General features: G+C 35.8%; 21 protein-coding genes and 1 other annotated feature. Of the genes, 14 read left to right on the forward strand and 7 right to left on the reverse strand.

Features of this window, described 5'->3' with window-relative positions; all coding sequences use genetic code 11:
- Positions 1-84: 84 nt before the first annotated feature.
- Together OB_RS03000 and murB are read left to right on the forward strand one after the other, a co-directional pair.
- Complete coding sequence (locus OB_RS03000; RefSeq protein ID WP_011064958.1) at positions 85-900, forward strand: alpha/beta fold hydrolase; 816 nt, start codon at positions 85-87, stop codon at positions 898-900.
- A gap of 70 nt (positions 901-970) precedes the next feature.
- Positions 971-1,894: a UDP-N-acetylmuramate dehydrogenase gene (gene murB / locus OB_RS03005; RefSeq protein WP_011064959.1), complete on the forward strand. Its 924-nt coding sequence runs from the start codon at positions 971-973 to the stop codon at positions 1,892-1,894.
- Between the two features lie 71 nt (positions 1,895-1,965).
- Here the strand turns inward: murB and ehuA are convergent, their stop codons facing one another.
- The 4 genes from ehuA to ehuB form a co-directional block, all read right to left on the reverse strand.
- The gene (ehuA, locus tag OB_RS03010; RefSeq protein WP_011064960.1) at positions 1,966-2,736 is read right to left on the reverse strand and encodes an ectoine/hydroxyectoine ABC transporter ATP-binding protein EhuA; all 771 of its coding nucleotides are present in this window, start codon (positions 2,734-2,736) and stop codon (positions 1,966-1,968) included.
- A complete protein-coding gene (ehuD, locus tag OB_RS03015) occupies positions 2,736-3,440 on the reverse strand; it encodes an ectoine/hydroxyectoine ABC transporter permease subunit EhuD (RefSeq protein WP_011064961.1) in 705 nt (234 codons plus the stop codon). The genes ehuA and ehuD overlap by 1 nt, the downstream gene beginning before the upstream one ends.
- Entirely contained in the window at positions 3,440-4,090 is a 651-nt protein-coding gene (gene ehuC / locus OB_RS03020) for an ectoine/hydroxyectoine ABC transporter permease subunit EhuC (RefSeq protein WP_050750234.1), read from the reverse strand. Before ehuC ends, ehuD begins: the two co-directional genes overlap by 1 nt.
- A gap of 123 nt (positions 4,091-4,213) precedes the next feature.
- Complete coding sequence (gene ehuB, locus OB_RS03025; protein WP_011064963.1) at positions 4,214-5,080, reverse strand: ectoine/hydroxyectoine ABC transporter substrate-binding protein EhuB; 867 nt, start codon at positions 5,078-5,080, stop codon at positions 4,214-4,216.
- A 326-nt stretch (positions 5,081-5,406) separates the two neighbouring features.
- Here ehuB and ytzI point away from each other — a divergent pair, with 326 nt between their 5' ends.
- Positions 5,407-5,643, forward strand: a complete 237-nt coding sequence (ytzI, locus tag OB_RS18045; protein WP_011064964.1) for a YtzI protein — start codon at positions 5,407-5,409, stop codon at positions 5,641-5,643.
- Positions 5,644-5,701: 58 nt separating this feature from the next.
- On the opposite strand, the gene OB_RS03030 is transcribed toward ytzI, so the two are convergent.
- On the reverse strand, positions 5,702-6,262 hold the full coding sequence (locus tag OB_RS03030; protein ID WP_011064965.1) for a M15 family metallopeptidase: 561 nt from the start codon (positions 6,260-6,262) through the stop codon (positions 5,702-5,704).
- A 310-nt stretch (positions 6,263-6,572) separates the two neighbouring features.
- Here OB_RS03030 and OB_RS03035 point away from each other — a divergent pair, with 310 nt between their 5' ends.
- The 7 genes from OB_RS03035 (at position 6,573) to OB_RS03065 (ending at position 12,729) form a co-directional block, all read left to right on the forward strand.
- On the forward strand, positions 6,573-7,196 hold the full coding sequence (locus tag OB_RS03035; protein ID WP_011064966.1) for a glycerol-3-phosphate acyltransferase: 624 nt from the start codon (positions 6,573-6,575) through the stop codon (positions 7,194-7,196).
- Positions 7,197-7,218: 22 nt separating this feature from the next.
- Positions 7,219-7,704: a DUF456 domain-containing protein gene (locus OB_RS03040; RefSeq protein ID WP_011064967.1), complete on the forward strand. Its 486-nt coding sequence runs from the start codon at positions 7,219-7,221 to the stop codon at positions 7,702-7,704.
- A gap of 19 nt (positions 7,705-7,723) precedes the next feature.
- Positions 7,724-8,275: a cysteine hydrolase family protein gene (locus tag OB_RS03045; protein WP_011064968.1), complete on the forward strand. Its 552-nt coding sequence runs from the start codon at positions 7,724-7,726 to the stop codon at positions 8,273-8,275.
- A gap of 46 nt (positions 8,276-8,321) precedes the next feature.
- Positions 8,322-8,540, forward strand: a binding site (T-box leader).
- A gap of 199 nt (positions 8,541-8,739) precedes the next feature.
- Positions 8,740-10,176: a proline--tRNA ligase gene (proS, locus tag OB_RS03050; RefSeq protein WP_011064969.1), complete on the forward strand. Its 1,437-nt coding sequence runs from the start codon at positions 8,740-8,742 to the stop codon at positions 10,174-10,176.
- Between the two features lie 215 nt (positions 10,177-10,391).
- Positions 10,392-10,721 (forward strand): PadR family transcriptional regulator, encoded by a 330-nt coding sequence (locus OB_RS03055; RefSeq protein ID WP_011064970.1) that lies wholly within the window; start codon positions 10,392-10,394, stop codon positions 10,719-10,721.
- A 2-nt stretch (positions 10,722-10,723) separates the two neighbouring features.
- Positions 10,724-11,497: a DUF1129 domain-containing protein gene (locus tag OB_RS03060; RefSeq protein WP_011064971.1), complete on the forward strand. Its 774-nt coding sequence runs from the start codon at positions 10,724-10,726 to the stop codon at positions 11,495-11,497.
- Between the two features lie 68 nt (positions 11,498-11,565).
- Complete coding sequence (locus tag OB_RS03065) at positions 11,566-12,729, forward strand: M20 family metallopeptidase (protein WP_011064972.1); 1,164 nt, start codon at positions 11,566-11,568, stop codon at positions 12,727-12,729.
- A 94-nt stretch (positions 12,730-12,823) separates the two neighbouring features.
- Here OB_RS03065 and OB_RS03070 read toward each other — a convergent pair whose 3' ends face one another.
- Entirely contained in the window at positions 12,824-13,300 is a 477-nt protein-coding gene (locus OB_RS03070; RefSeq protein WP_011064973.1) for a glutathione peroxidase, read from the reverse strand.
- A 74-nt stretch (positions 13,301-13,374) separates the two neighbouring features.
- Between OB_RS03070 and OB_RS03075 the strand changes: the two genes are divergently transcribed.
- Complete coding sequence (locus OB_RS03075; RefSeq protein ID WP_011064974.1) at positions 13,375-14,052, forward strand: GNAT family N-acetyltransferase; 678 nt, start codon at positions 13,375-13,377, stop codon at positions 14,050-14,052.
- Between the two features lie 326 nt (positions 14,053-14,378).
- Here the strand turns inward: OB_RS03075 and OB_RS03080 are convergent, their stop codons facing one another.
- Complete coding sequence (locus tag OB_RS03080; RefSeq protein WP_011064975.1) at positions 14,379-15,350, reverse strand: rhodanese-related sulfurtransferase; 972 nt, start codon at positions 15,348-15,350, stop codon at positions 14,379-14,381.
- Positions 15,351-15,662: 312 nt separating this feature from the next.
- Between OB_RS03080 and OB_RS03085 the strand changes: the two genes are divergently transcribed.
- The 3 genes from OB_RS03085 to OB_RS03095 all read left to right on the forward strand — a co-directional run bounded on the left by OB_RS03085 (position 15,663) and on the right by OB_RS03095 (position 17,024).
- Positions 15,663-15,881 (forward strand): hypothetical protein, encoded by a 219-nt coding sequence (locus OB_RS03085; protein WP_011064977.1) that lies wholly within the window; start codon positions 15,663-15,665, stop codon positions 15,879-15,881.
- Between the two features lie 124 nt (positions 15,882-16,005).
- The gene (locus OB_RS03090) at positions 16,006-16,560 is read left to right on the forward strand and encodes a spore coat protein (RefSeq protein ID WP_011064978.1); all 555 of its coding nucleotides are present in this window, start codon (positions 16,006-16,008) and stop codon (positions 16,558-16,560) included.
- 32 nt (positions 16,561-16,592) lie between these two features.
- Positions 16,593-17,024 carry a spore coat protein gene (locus OB_RS03095; RefSeq protein WP_011064979.1) on the forward strand — a complete coding sequence of 144 codons (432 nt, stop codon included), beginning with the start codon at positions 16,593-16,595 and terminating at the stop codon, positions 17,022-17,024.
- Positions 17,025-17,080: the final 56 nt, after the last annotated feature.

Here is a 17,080-nt window from a genome sequence, read left to right on the forward strand (position 1 = left end):
TGAAGGAATGGTATAATAACGTGAAGAAATTAAACCTATTACATTCGAAGTGAATGTTGGTAAAGTTATAAAGGAAGATATATCGTGGGTAAAAAATCAATTATCAGCTTAGTAGTCGGCATAATTATATTAATAGGTGTGATAGTATTTATGTTCTTATATCCTGGTCATACTCGTTCTGAGATTTACGAGGGAGAGCCGACTGTATTTATTCATGGATACAAAGGTACAGAGCACTCCTTTGGGTTCATGTTGGATCGATTCGAAAATAAATATGGTTGGGGAAATAAAGGATTCGTCTATTATGTTACTAAAGATGGTCAAGTACTGGATTATAATTTAAATAAAGGAAGGTATGCTCCTACATTTGTACAAATAGTGTTAGAAGATAATCGGGCTAGTTTTGCTGATAGTGCGCAATGGATTTCTTCAGTACTGCTGCACATGAAGTCAACATATAATATAGATCGGGTTAACTTAGTAGGTCATTCAATGGGGGGCATCATTGCTCTAAAGTATACGATGGAATATGCATCACAAGGATATCCAGAAGTAGATAAGCTTATAACCATTGGTAGTCCTTTTGATGGGATATATAGTGAGGAGTATTTCCAAATTCATAATGATGAGGCAGCAGAAGACTTAAAACCAGGATCTAATGCGTTACAGCTTTTACAGACATTGACATTTCCAAGTGATGTAAAAGTATTAAATATTGCAAGTACGGGAGATTCTGTAGCCGTGCCACAAAGTGTAGGAACTTTACGAAGTATTATACCACCGGAGAATTTTAAAGAAGTAATTATTGAAAATCAAGAGCTAGGGCATAGCGGTTTGCATGAAAGTGTGAAAGTCGACAAATTGATCCATTCTTTTTTGTGGCAGGAATCAGATGATTAACTTACAATAGAATAAGATTCAAATGGACGTATCATAAATAGTAATTGAATTGTTTAAAGGAATGATAAAAATGAAAGTCAGCCATCATCTATATGATCAACTATCACGTATCACTTCTGAGGAAAATGTGATGGTCGATGAATTAATCAGAAATCATACGTATACGAAATTAGGCGGGAAAGCTGATGTATATATAACACCTGAATCGTACAGTGAAGTACAAGATATTATTAAATTAGCGAATAAAGAAGATGTCCCGTTTACAATGCTAGGTAATGGGTCCAATCTGATTGTAAAAGACGGCGGAATACGCGGGATAGTAATGAATTTACAAAAACTTGCCTCAATTTGGAGGGAAGAAGATAAGATAATTGCGCAGAGCGGAGCGCGTATTATTGATGCATCTAGAACAGCATTAGCAGAGAGCCTTGCTGGGTTAGAATTTGCTTGTGGAATCCCCGGTTCTGTAGGTGGAGCACTCTATATGAATGCGGGTGCCTACGGTGGAGAGATAAAAGATGTTTTAGAAAGTACGATTGTGGTGACAAAAGAAGGGGATATTCGCACATTGACCGCTGTGGAGTTAGACCTTGATTATCGTACCAGTAATATTCCAGATAAGGGATATATCGTACTGGAAGCAACCTTTGCATTAAAAAAAGCAAATTCTTCCGATATTAAAGAAGTTATGGATGATTTAACGTATAAAAGAGAATCAAAGCAACCACTTGAATATCCATCTTGTGGAAGTGTTTTTAAGCGTCCGCCGGGGTATTTTGCAGGGAAGCTAATTCAAGATAGTGAGCTACAAGGAACACAAATTGGTGGAGCTGAAGTATCAAAAAAACATGCTGGTTTTATCGTTAATAAAAACAATGCCAGTGCTACAGAATACATTAATTTGATTCGTCACGTGCAAAAAACAGTTAGCGAAAAGTTTGGTGTTCAGCTTGAACGTGAAGTAAGGATTATTGGAGAAGATCCGGTAGAATAATAAAAAGTGCTATCCGTTTGATTTTAACGGATAGCACTTTTTTCTTGTCTTTTTCGTTTGAAGCGATCGATTTAGCCTCTAAAACGATGTAAGAATTCTTGAAGTCTATCATTTTCAGAGTGCTCAATCACTTCACTGGCTGTACCTTGCTCGGCGATAACCCCTTCGTCTAAGAATAGGACTTTATCAGCTATATCAAGAGCAAAGTCCATTTCATGTGTTACAAGAACCATCGCCATATCATCATTTTTTGCAATGTCACGTATAACATTCAGAACTTCTCCAACTAGCTCTGGATCAAGTGCAGAGGTAACCTCATCAAACAGCATGATCTTCGGACGCATAACCAGTGCACGAGCCATCGCAACACGCTGCTTTTGACCACCGGATAATTGGCTAGGGTAGTTATCTACTTTATCCCCTAAACCAACACGTTTTAACATTTCAATAGAACGTTTTTTTACTTCTTCTTTTGGTTCTTTCTTTACATTAATAGGAGCAGTCATGCAATTTTCTAGAATTGTCATATGTGGAAACAAATTAAAATGTTGAAATACCATTCCGATATCTCCACGTATTTCGCGCAAATGATTTTCGTTGGCGGGTACTAATTGCCCTTTCTTCTCCATCTTCCAGAGGTTTCTTCCTCCTACAATAATATCTCCGTCGGTTGGTTCTTCTAATGTCATAAGCATTCGAATAATCGTTGTTTTACCAGAACCACTCGGACCAATCACAGCAACTTTTTCAGCTGGATGAATATCTAAATTAATTCCCTTTAATACCTTTACATCACCAAAGGACTTATGGATATCTTGAAATTTTACTATCGGTTCTGTCATTATGTTAAGGCTCCTTTTTTCTTAATTTGGTTTTTGTCGAAATTGCGGTTGTATTTTAATTCCAATTTTTTAATAAGCACTGCTGACGGATAGCTTAATAGTAAGAAAATAATACCTACTATTGTAATTGGCTCCAAGTAAGACCAATTTTGCGCTCCGTAAGTTCTTGCCATTAACATAATACCACCTACACTAATCGTTGATGTAATAGGAACTTCTTTAAACATGATAATAAAATAATTACCTAACATTGGAATCGTTGGTGGAATCGCTTGAGGTAAAATAATTTTCCGCCATTTATCCAAGGTAGAAAAGTTTAAAGAGGTGGATGCTTCCCATTGTCCTTTCTCAACACTTTCAATTCCGGATCGATAGATTTCACCTATATAAGTACTAAAGTGAATACCTAAACCTAACACTGCACATACAAACGGATGTAGTGTCATGCCAATAACAGGAACACTAGGGAACGCAAAGTAAATAAAGAATAATTGAACAAGCGGAGGAGTAGAACGTATAAACTCCATTGTCCAAGTAACGATAAAATTAAAAGGTCGGTTTTTTACTCGTCGAGCAAATGTCCAAAAGAACCCAAAAATCATTGCAAAGAGGAAACAAGAAATAGTTAAACCAACAGTAATTCCTAATCCTTGTAATACAAATGGCAAAGCATCCATGAATGTTTCCCAACTCCAATAATTCATTAGTTAGCAACCCCTTTCTTTGCAATTTTTTCTGCCTTTCTGGTAAAGAAAATCAATGGTAATGCTAAAACAAAGTAGAATATGAGTGCTACAAAGTAGATAAGTCCTCCCATTTCCATACTACTTACATTTCGGAGAGATTCTCCATGGTACAATATGTCTTGAAGTCCAATTAATGAAACAAGAGAAGTTCCTTTAAGTATTTGGATTGTATAATTTCCGAACTCTGGTAACATCATTCGAACAGCTTGAGGAAAGATAACCAGACGCATTCGTTGGAATCGAGACATGTTTAATGCAGTAGCAGCTTCGCTTTGTCCTTTAGAAACTGCTAAGATAGAACTCCTAACAACTTCTGATAAATACGCACCATAATTTAATCCAATAGCGATTACACCAATCCACCAATTATCTAATGAATTAAACCCAAATAACATTGGTAGAGCATAGTAAAACCAAAATAATTGAACAATTAAAGATGTTCCTCGAAAGACTTCAACATAAAATCCTGTTCCTTTCCGAATAATAACATTATCAGATAGACGGCACAGCCCAGCTATAAATGCCATAAGATAAGAAAAAAGAGCAGAAGCTAATAATATCGTAAACGTTACTCCAATCCCTTGAAGCAACTTTTCAGATATATCCATTAAAGTAGAAATTGTAATCACTCCTTTATCATAAGTAGACTTCGTTCCAAAAAAATAGGGCACGCTCCCTCAGGCAAGGAAACGGACCCTATGGAGTCTGTAATTCAACTCACATTTCTAGTGTTATACTTCCCCATTACAGAGTTGCTCGGTAGTTACTGAACCATCTTCTACAAAGTTGTTTTCTGGGTGGAAGCCGTTTTGTTCAAGCAATTCAGCTACTGTTCCATCTTCTTTTAGTTCTTTTAATTTCTCATTATAAGCATCACGTAGCTCTTCATTTTCTAAACTGAATGCTGCAGCACCATAACTAGGAACTCCATCAATAGGTGGTTGTTCAAAGGATTCTACAAGTTCAATTTCATCTGATTGTGCATTATCATAAGCCATGCGAACTGTCATTTCTGTACCTGTGGTAGCATCGACACGTCCAGATTGTACAGCTGCTAGAGTTGCTGGAATGTCTGCCGCTGTTTCAATTTGACTTGGATCGACTCCCATTTCTTCTAAGTAGCCAATTTCAGTTGCACCTTCCATAACAACTACTTTGACATCAGGATTATCTGCTATATCTTGATAGCTTTCTAAACCGTGTGGATTTCCTGCTGTTACTACTAAACCCTCTCCATATTGCATAGTAGGTTCACTGAACAAAGCATTTTCACAACGGTCAGGTCGAATCGCCATTCCGGCAGTAATTGCATCGAATTGACCAGCCTGTACGCCAGGAATTAGTTCTTGCCAGTCAGAAAGTTTACCCTCTACATCATCAATTCCTAATTCTGCAAAAACTGCAGTTGCAATATCAACAGAAGCCCCAGTTAATTCACCATTATCATCTTCATATGCATAAGGAGCTTCGTTTGCAAAACCTACTTGAACAGTTCCTCCATCTTGTAAGTCTTCTAAACTTCCACTATCTGAACCGCAGGCAGCTAAGAAAACGAGCGTTGCACTAAGTATTAATACCGTTATTAACTTTTTCTTCAACTTAATTGACCTCCTAGTATTTTTATATATTTATAAGAAAAAATAACTATGAATACGGTTTTGAATCTATTATCTCTAGTAAAATATCACCGCTTCATAGTCTAAAAAAAAGAATGCGGTGTTCGCCCAACATTCGTTACTAAACATGTTACAGAGATATGAAAAACTTCTCAAATGTGGTATATTCTGATAATTTGGAATTAAACTGTATATTTTTTAGTTTAAAGAATTTAATACGGTTTATACAGAGATATACTTATTTATAATGATAAATGCTTGGATATACACAGAATTTGCTCGAGAGAAGTGGATGGAATAAAAATATTGTGATTGAAAGAAATTTGTATATTCGATACCCTAAAAGAAACAAGCGTAAAAAAGCGAGGGATAATATGTCTGGTTCGATGATAACTGTCATCATTGTTTCTGTAGTGGTAGTTGCTATGGTAATTGGATTATCGTTGCTAACCCTTTCTAAAGGGTATGGGTATAAGCATAAGGTTGATCCGCTTCCAGATGAGGAAGAAAATGATGAGAAGGAGAAAAAAACGAATAACGATTAAAAAACAAAACCATTCATGATACCAACTTAAAGATGTTCAAGTAAACATGAATGGTTCTTTATTTATCTGGAGGCGGCCTATAGCCTTTTTGAAGTTCATTTATACTTAATCCGAATGTCATTTGAAGATGAGGATAATCCTTAAAGTGCTGCCAATCGCCTCCCCATTCAAAACCAATTTCTTTAGCAATTTCAGCTACTTCAAACCAGTCGGATTCACCATTGTTATTACCATCGTAGTGTATATCCCAAAGCACATTGCCGTTATTATTTTTAATAGCATAATCAATTGCTAGTCCATAATTATGATAGCTTTCTCCACCTTGAGCATGTGTTACAACGGTTCCTTCTGTGGTTCGTCCTCTTGCATAAAGTTCATCCTGTCTCTCTTTGGAGCGGACTTCATCCGTTATCATGACATCGATATCTTTCTTAGAAGCTTGATCAACCAGTTCGTTTTTAGCTTTTTCCACTACGGGGTGAAGTTCAGAAGCTTCAGTTGCTCCTTCCCCCACATAAATAGTTTCGGGTTGATTTGCTTCCTGATAAATCATAAAAACAATAGCTACAAAAAGGATAATGGGCACCCAAGTAGTTATAAAGTGTGTCAAGCCTCTCATTAAGCTTATTACTCCTTTTTTGACAAATTGAATGTCTCTAAAAGAATAACATGAATAGACTTGTAGAATAATTAAATTAAACCTATTGAAGAAAAATTGTCACGATTTATCTATTTGATGGAAATCATTCCAATTTACGTTTAACTTGCCAATGAGACGTATAAAGGTGATTGATTATATGAAAGCGTAATCATATAATGAAGTGAGGCTCATCATAATTTTCGATTCTGAAATTACTAGCATATACTTCTTAAGAATCGTGATTTACGAATAATGACACAATTCGGCGATGATTAAAAGGGGGAGTAAAATGTATTATGTAATTGCTAGTTTACTAGGATATATATTTGGCTGTATACATGGTTCCCAAATCGTAGGTAAACTAAAAGGAATTAATATTAAAGACGGAGGAGTGAAGAATGCAGGTGCATCGAATACAACCATTTTATTAGGGTGGAAGTATGGAATTGTCGTAGCACTCATAGATATATTTAAAGCAACAGCCGCCATATTTCTATTATTAATATTACTTCAGGGAAATGCCATACCCACTCAAGAACAACATATTTATATCTATTTAACCGCATTATTTGTTATTATAGGACATAACTACCCAATAACGATGCAGTTTAGTGGTGGAAAGGGAACTGCTTCTCTTGTCGGAGCTTTAATTGCAATTGATTGGCGAATAGCATTAATTGGGATTGGAGTACTAATCCTATTTACGATCGCTACGGATTATTTGGCGGTCGGAGTTTTGAGTATGTATATCTCATTCCTTATAACGACGTACTACATCTTTGGTTTAGCTCCATTTTTTATCGTAGTTGGGTTATCTGTGTTGAGTATTTATAAACATATTGAAAATTATAAGCGGATAATAGGAAAAGAAGAAACAAAACTATCCAGTATGTTTGGTAAAAAAGCAAGTTAGAGATGGGAATGGAGGTATATCTTTGTTTGAGATTATTATATGGATTATTATCGCACTATTATTTATCGCTAGTTTTATAGGTATTATTTTTCCAATTATACCTTCAGTTCTAGTAATCTGGATAGGTTTTATCCTTTATCAATTTGTTTTGAGCGGGGATCAATTAAATACTCTATTCTGGATAGCAATGATACTTATCACTATTTTATTATTTGGTGCTGATATTATCGCCAATAGTTATTTTGTACGACGTTTTGGAGGCAGTAAAACAGGGGAACGTGCAGCTGCAGTTGCGGTAATTATTGGATCTTTTATCACCCCTCCATTTGGAATTATTTACGTACCTTTCTTCGTGGTATTGATAGTTGAAAAAATCCAAAATCGAACGTTAAAAGAAGCATTCCGATCAGCAATTGGTTCTCTTATTGGCTTCTTGGGAGGTTCGTTTGCAAAGATCGTCTTGCAGCTAATTATGATTATTTGGTTCTTTATTTTAATCTTGTTTTAAGAAAGGGAGTTAAGAGTAGATGAAAAAAAAGGCATTATTAAATATCGATTATACAATTGATTTTGTAGCAGAAGATGGTGCACTTACTACTGGAAAACCTGGACAAGCCATTGAAAGTAAAATTGTACAAATAACGAAAGCCTTTGCTGATCAAGGAGATTATGTGGTTTTTGCTATTGATGCACATCAACCTGACGATGAGTATCATCCCGAACAACAACTATTTCCTCCCCATAATATAGTTGGAACAAAAGGTAGACAATTATTTGGAGAGTTAGAAACACTTTATCAACGTATAAAAGAACAGGAAAATGTCTATTACTTTGATAAAACAAGATATAGTGCATTTGCTGGTACAGACTTAGAACTAAAGCTAAGAGAACGTGGAATTGAAGAAGTTCATCTTGTTGGAGTTTGTACTGATATATGTGTTTTACATACAGCTGTAGATGCATATAATAAAGGATTTCGAATTGTCATCCATCAGGATGCAGTGGCTAGCTTTAATCAAGTGGGACATGAGTGGGCGCTCGGACATTTTGAACAGTCGATTGGTGCAGAGGTAAGATAGTCGCACACTTGACTTTCATAGCGTCTGACTATATATTTAAAACATAAATGAAACGTGGACGGAGACTAGTACTTTTATTTATCTAACACAGAGAGGAAGAGAATGCTGAGACTCTTCTATAGATAATTTTAGGAACCTATCTCTAGAGTTCGCCATCGAAAGGCTCTGCTATAAGATGTGCGCGGTGAAATCCGTTATCTACGTAAAGTGTGTATCCGATTTTGGATGCAAACAAGGGTGGTACCACCAGACCTCGGTCCCTTTTACGGATGGAGGATTTTTTGTGTTTTTTAATACATTTTAAATGAGTTAATTTCATAATTGGAGAGTTCCTATTATACAAGAATAATGTTCCAATTATAGAATATACTGGGCTTTGATTGGAAGGGAAAGTGTCGTCTTCGAATTTTATACAAGATCATATTATGAAATTGATTCAAATAGATGAAAATGAGGTGTAGGAAGTGGGAAAGAAAAATAAACAGTTCGTAGAAAAAATTACTGCGATGGAAGATGATTTTGCACAATGGTATACCGACGTTGTAAAGCAAGCAGACTTGGTAGACTATGGACAAGTTAGAGGAACAATGATTATAAAACCGTATGGTTATGCAATTTGGGAAAATATCAAGAATGAATTGGATCGTATGTTTAAAGAAACGGGACATACAAATGTTGCCTTTCCTTTATTTATACCAGAAAGTTTGCTTCAAAAAGAGAAGGATCATGTAGAAGGATTTGCTCCTGAAGTTGCATGGGTAACCCATGGTGGAGAAGAAGAATTGACCGAACGTATTGCGGTTCGTCCAACATCAGAAGTGCTTTTCTGTGATTACTATTCCAATAATATTCATTCGTATCGTGATCTTCCAAAACTTTATAATCAATGGGGAAATGTAGTTCGTTGGGAAAAGACAACACGTCCATTCTTACGTTCTTCTGAATTCCATTGGCAAGAAGGTCATACTGCACATGCAACAGATGAAGAAGCAACCGAAGAAACAAATCGCATGTTAGAAACCTATGCAAAACTTGTAGAAGAGTATTTAGCTGTCCCAGTCCTAAAAGGAAGAAAGACAGATAAAGAAAAATTCGCTGGTGCAAAATTCACGCTTACGATTGAAGCATTGATGCATGACGGGAAAGCTTTGCAATCAGGAACGTCTCATCATTTTGGAACCGGATTTGCAGAAGCGTTTGATATTAATTATCTTGATAAAGATGGCAAGAGTCAATTTGTTCACCAAACTTCTTGGGGATTATCGACGCGTATTATGGGTGCTTTAATTATGGTACATGGAGATAATCGTGGACTTGTTGTTCCTCCAAAAATTGCTCCAACCCAGGCGATGATTGTTCCGATTGCCCAACATAAAGAAGGCGTACTTGATAAAGCTTACGAACTACGTGATAAATTAGCTAAGGTTGCGCGTGTGGATATTGACGGCAGCGATAAGATGCCAGGGTGGAAGTTTAATGAGTATGAAATGAAGGGTATCCCTGTTCGTGTAGAGATGGGTCCAAAAGATATCGAAAAAGAACAGGTTGTACTTGTACGACGTGATACGGGTGAGAAAGAGTTCGTACCAGTAGCAGAAGTAGAAACTCGTTTAGTTGAATTGCTTGATGAGGTTCAATCGAATTTATATCAACGTGCACTAGATCATCGAAATGAGATGACTACTGTTGCAAAAGATATGGATGAATTTAAAGAGAAAATAGAAGAAGGCGGATTTATTAAAGCAATGTGGTGTGGAGATGTAAGTTGTGAGGAATCCATTAAAGAAGAAACAACCGCAACTTCTCGTTGCATTCCTTATGAAGAAGAAAAAGTAGCAGATACTTGTGTATGCTGTGGTAAAAAAGCAAAAGAATTAGTATATTGGGCTAGAGCATACTAAGCTTTTGTAAATTAAAGTTGTGGCTTGGATAAAAGTATTATTGTCCCAGCCACAACTTTTTAATTGTCTAGCTGTGATAAACGGGCGCTTGCGCTTTTGTTATTACCAAATACCTTGCAATACAAGATAGTAAAATATATACTATTTATATATCTTGTATAACAAGGTATAAGCAATCATGACATGCATTCTAGATAATATGTGGAGGCTATATAATGTCACAAACACAAATGATGAAAGGGATACTAGATGGTTGTCTGCTCGCAATTATTCATGGTGAGGAATGCTATGGATACGAAATGGCTCAGAAGTTAAGCAAGTACGGATTTTATCATGTTAGTGAAGGAACAATTTATCCGCTGCTTCTGAGAATGCAACGAGAAAATCTAGTTCAATCTGTAAAAAAAGCATCGACAGCTGGACCGCAAAGAAAGTATTATTCATTGACAGAAGAAGGGGAAAGGGAATTAGCAGAATTTATAACAAACTGGAATCAACTACAATTGAGTGTGAATGAGATATTACAAAAAGAAAGTGAGGATTAACCATGAGTACGGAATTGTTAAGTAAAGAAAGTGTTCGTTTTATAGAGAACCTACGATTATATTTATTTGCAAGCGGCAAAAAAACCGAAGAAATCGATGATATTGTAGAGGAATTAAAGGGTCACTTATTAGAAGCCGAAAAGTCAGGGAAGAATATCCATCAAGTTGTGGGGGATTCCCCAGAAGAATACATGCAAATGATCTCAAAAGAAATGAAAGTGGATATAAGATCTTGGATGATGTATTTACCATTAATTTTAATTGGAGGCATTTCCTTTAGTATATTTGGAAATTTATTGGAAGGGAGTAGTTTTACATTAAACTATAGTTTAATGCAGATCATAGGAATTGTGTTACATGGTATCTTCTTTCTAACGGGAACCGTGATTGCTTTTCGTTATGTTTCAAGAAAGCAAACGTTAGGAGTAAAACAATATGTGATTATTACAGTACCAGTTATTCTTAGTATGTTGTTTTATATTGCGGTGCTGTTTATCAACCATATATATCCATCCCCAATGTATCATTTTAGTCTAACAACAAGTTTAATTGTTGCATCACTTGCGGCTATAGTGGTGATTGGTCTATCCATATGGGCGAAAACTGCTATTCTACCGTTTGTGTTAGTTGCGTTGCATTTGCCAAGTTATCTACTAATGTATACGAATATCAGCGAAGATAACCGATTAATTTTTGGTATGTTAATTAGTTATCTACTGATTGGAGTCTATTTCTTTTTTGAATTCAGGCGAATGAAGGATGATACTAAAGAATGATAGAATAAAAGTATAAATTTTTTGTTGGTGTATATGGAGTGAGTGAATCTGTAATATGGAGGGCTAAAATGAAGCAGCTTTTAAATCAGAAAATGGAAGAAATTATTCCGTCCCTAATCGATATTAGTGACCATTTATATTATCATCCAGAACTAGGTGATCAAGAATTTAAGTCAATGAAGCTCCTTACGAGTCTTCTAGAAAAGCATGGATTTCAAGTGCAAACAAATATTGTAGAAAGACAGACTGCATTCCATGCAACTTTTTCGGGGGCACAAACTGGACCAAATATTGCTTATCTAGCAGAATACGATGCATTGCCAGGTGTTGGACATGGATGTGGCCATAATTTAATCGGAACAATGAGTGTTGGAGCTGCTATTGCTCTAAGTAAGCTCATGTCTGAAGTTGGAGGAACGGTGCATGTATTCGGAACACCTGCTGAAGAAACGAATGGAGCCAAGGTTCCGATGAGTGAACAAGGTATTTTTGATGAATTAGATGCCGCAATGATTCTTCATCCTGGAGATGTATCTCATGAAAGTGGTGATGCTTTGGCGATGGATGCGTTACAGTTTAGCTATACAGGTAAACCTGCACATGCAGCGGCTGCGCCTGAACAGGGAATTAATGCCTTAGACAGCGTGATTCAGTTGTTTAACGGCATTAACGCTCTACGACAGCATGTAACAAGTGATGTTCGAATGCATGGAATTATTACAGAGGGTGGTGTAGCAGCGAATGTCGTACCGGAAAAGGCGACCGCTCAGTTTTATATTCGTGCAAAGGATCGTAATTACTTAAATCGCGTGGTCGATCAAGTGAGAGATATTGCAATTGGAGCTGCAGCTATGACAGGTGCATCATTAGAAATAACAAACTATGAGTTAAGCTATGATAATATGATTACCAACCAACGATTATCAGAGGTATTCACGAAGAATTTAAAAGAAACAAGTGAACTTCCCGTACATCCTCAAAAAGAATCCTATGGATCTATTGATATGGGAAATGTAAGTCAAGTTGTACCAGCAATTCATCCTTATATTGGGATGAACAAGTCCGGGATTATTGCACATACAACAGAGTTTGCTGATCAGACGATAACAGATGATGGACATAAAACGTTATATGATGGTGCACTATCGCTTGCGAAGACAGGGTATGATTTATTAACCGATAAAGCGTTACTTCATTCAGTTCGACAAGAGTTTACTCAATTGAAGAAATAAAGCACGTGGGGTAGACAATACAGTTTGATTTTAAAAAAAGCTCGGTGAGTCTGCGATTTGCTAAAAAGCAGTCGTTGACTCACCGGATCTCTTTTTATCGTAACAAAACTTCAATATCTTTATTTAACGTATTGGGGTTCTTTTGGGGAGAAAAACGTTCTATAACATTTCCATTTTGATCAATAAGGAACTTCGTGAAATTCCATTTGATTTGTCCACCTAGTATTCCTTTCTTCTCTTCGGTTAGGTGCTTATAGAGCGGATGGGCTTCTTTACCTTTCACATCAACTTTTTTAAACATTTGAAAAGTTACTCCATAGTTCTTTTGACAGAATGCTGAAATTTCCTCTGATGCTCCAGGATCTTGATTACCAAACTGGTTACACGGAAACCCTAATATTTCAAAATCATTATCTTGATATTGTTTATATAGTTTTTGGAGATCTTCTAACTGTGGGGTAAAGCCACATTGACTTGCAGTATTCACAATTAATATCACTTTACCTTTATAATCGGAAAGTCTTTTTTCTTCCCCTTCAATGGTAGTTACTGTAAAATCATGTACACTCATAGAAAAAATCCCTCCTATGTAAAAGATTATAACAACGCCCCTTATAGAGGTCAAAATAGAAAGGTTAGATTATTATGCAACATGTATTACGAGATGGCACGAATATAATGGTAAGGTATTTAACGAAAGAAGATTTACCTGTGATTACCCAACTACAGGAAATAGTAATTGAAGATTTAATTGATAAAGATCGATTAGAACCTTTGTCAGAGGAGGAATTTCTTACAATTCTCGCAGAAGATAAGTTAATGATTGGCGTGTTTGATCAAAAGAAATTAATCGGGTTTCGAGCTTTTTTGAACCCGAAAAATGATGAAGAAGGGTTAGGGAAGGATATCGGGCTACTCGAGAGTGAATACCCACGAATTGTTTATTCGGAAATATCCAATGTTCACCCAGATTATCGAGGAAATGGTTTACAGACATTTATGGGGAAATCATGGATAAATTCGTTGGATGAAAGAGATTTCCGGTATATTTTAGCGACAGTAGCTCCTTTTAATATAGCTAGTTTAAAAGATAAATTTGCCTTAGGGATGAGGATTTATCAATTAAAGAATAAATATGGTGGTAAACTCCGCTATATTTTCTGTAAAGATTTACGAACTAACGATAATCAAATAATAGATATGGTAACAATTGAAATGGATGATACCCAAAAACAACAGCATTACCTAAGTGATGGATATGTAGGAGTGAAGATGATTCAAGGGAAAGATACATGGTATGTTGAGTATGTTAAATATAAATAGAAAGGGAAGAGTTAATAGATTAAAAAAAAGAGGATGAGACAAAAGTATTTATGCAAAAGATAAATCCGAATGATTAGCTTTGGAAAGCCACTTCAGAAATATACTGCGCTTATCCTAAGGCGGCTGTTGGGCCTCCGGATGCTTATGCATCGAGGTCTTAACTAGGCTTTGCTCCCATAGGACAAGGAAGACTTCGATAGCATTGCATCGCACGCAGAAAATTGGTTTATATTTTCAAGGAGTCTCCATATATTTCTTACGCTTATTCTTGCTTTCATTCGTCTTTTGACCAAAACTTTATGTTATGTCCCAGCCTCTATCTATAGTTACACTTCTTGTGTTAAAGATTCACCGATTGCGAGTAATCTTTCTTCGACTTGCGTTCCAGTAAGTTCATGTTCTTTCACATATAAGTTACGAGGAGTAACACGACATTCATGTGTACAACCGCGTAAATATTTATGCTCATTTTCCTCTGAAGCCAGTATTTGTTTATTACATTCTGGATTCGCGCAATTTACATATCGTTCGCAAGGTTCGCCATCAAAGTAATCTTTACCAACGATAACATGTTCTTTACGATTCACTGGTACACTAATACGCTCATCAAAAACATATAGTTGACCATCCCAAAGATCTCCTTGTACTTCAGGGTCTTGTCCATAAGTTACAATTCCACCGTGTAATTGAGCAACGTCTTCGAAGCCTTCTTTTACCAACCAGCCAGAAAACTTCTCACAACGTATTCCACCTGTACAATAGGTAACGACTTTTTTACCTTCTAACATGTCCTTATTTTCTTGCACCCAATCAGGAAGGTCACGGAAAGTTTTGATGTCAGGACGAATTGCACCACGGAAATGGCCTAAATCATATTCATAATCATTACGTGCATCCAATACAACTGTATTTTCATCTTGTAATGCTTGATAAAAATCTTTTGGTTCTAAATATTCTCCTGTTGTTTCTAATGGGTTTACATCATCTTCAAGACGTAAAGTCACTAGCTCCGGACGAGGGCGAACGTGCATTTTTTTAAATGTATGACCCTCATGAGGATCAATTTTAAATGTCATATCATGGAATCGCTCATCATTGTGCATGTGATCCATGTATGCAGTTGTTTGTTCAATGGTTCCTGATACGGTTCCATTAATTCCTTCATTTGCAACTAAGATACGACCCTTTAAACCAATTTCTTTGCAATAGCGTAAATGTTCTTCAGCAAAGGCTTCGGGATCATCAATAGTCACATATTGATAATACAACAATACTTGATATTCTTGATTTGATTCCATTTTCTTTTACCACCTATTCATTCATATTTGCAAGATATAAATGTTGGTAGGTATCAATACTATTTTTTATCTTGCAAATAAACATTGTAGCATGGCTTCATTGCTTTTTCAATTCCTATTATATAGACAGAAGCATAGTCATGATGGGAATTTACACCATACGATGAAGTATAAAGCGTATCTGCATGAAGCAGAGAGTTGAGTGTGTTGATTAATATGATGGTAACATCCGATGAAATTTTAAATTCTGTGATGAATTTAGATTTTACGAAGGATTGTACCATAATAAATAAAGAAAGTGGGTGAGTTGATATGGCAGATAACAAATCAGGATTACCAGATAAGGTTGTAGAAGTGATGGTGGATAGTATATTTAAAAAAAATGGAATTAATAAAGATGATGTAAAGAAAAACTTATCTGATGAGCAAAAGCAAATGTTACGAGAAATGGTTGAAAACTTAAAGCAACAAGTAGAAGAATTTAATCATAAAAAAACAACGTTAACTGACAAAGAAAATGACAAAAAATAAAAATAAATAAAACACCTAGTATAGGTGTTTTATTTATTTTTTAGATTACTGGTGCAGATGTACAGTTCTTCTAGTTTAAATTACCATAAAGTATTTTATAACCACTAGAAAGGAGTGTTAGTATATGACAGTTTTTAGGAGCTCAAAACAAGATGAAAGACATTACGAAGATAGACATTATGAAGAAAGACACTACGACGACAGAAAACAATATGACTATGTAGAGAGTGAATCTTGTCATTCAGACTGTGATTCAACTTATGTTGATAGTTATTCATCATCACACCCATTTGACTTTGATAATGACGCAACAGTTACACAACGTGACGGGGATTTTTCATTTCTAGAACAGGAATCAGCAGAATTAATCTGGGTGAAGGAGTCTTGTGACATTACAGTAACTTCCACAGATACCCAATTAGGAGTATCCCTACAAGTTGCACTTCAACTTGCAATAGCAGTTGTCATTCGTCTTAGCATTGGGGACACTGACCGTAGTGAACAAGTTGCTCAAGAATTGACACAATATCTTGGTACGAGTCAAGTAAATAAACAAAAAGTCTATATTTATAATACAAAAGACGCAACCGTAACTACAACAGATACAGACTTAGCAATAAACATCCAAATATTACTGCAATTACTTGTAGCTATTGTAATTATGATCGATATCTTGTAATTAAATTCTCAAAAAAAGTGAGGTGAATAAGTATGTCTAAAAAAGAATGGAGAGCTTTAGATCATTGTGATGATAAGCGTTTTGATGATAATGCAGATGTAGACCAAGAATTCGATGGAGTATCTGTTACAGAGCAAATCTCAGATGAGTGGATAATCATTAAAGATTCAGAGGGTGTTAGAGTTACTACAACTGATACGCAAGCTGCAATTTCCTTACAAATCGGAATTCAAGTAGCTATAGCAGTAGTACTCAGCATTACCATTTTTGATTCTGATCGTTCAGACGATGTTTTCCAAGACTTAAACCAATTCTTGGGAACGAGACAAAGTAACCGTCAAAAGACAATTGTAGAGAAATCAAAAAATGTTACCATCACAACAACAGATACAGATATTGCAGTTAATATACAATTATTAATTCAAGTGCTTGTAGCAATTGTGATTAATTTAGATATCTTGTAATAGAAGTACAAAATATAAATTTTTGTGTCAAAAAATTCTTATCATTCATGGGTTCC

Source organism: Oceanobacillus iheyensis HTE831 (assembly GCF_000011245.1).
Lineage (GTDB): Bacteria > Bacillota > Bacilli > Bacillales > Amphibacillaceae > Oceanobacillus > Oceanobacillus iheyensis.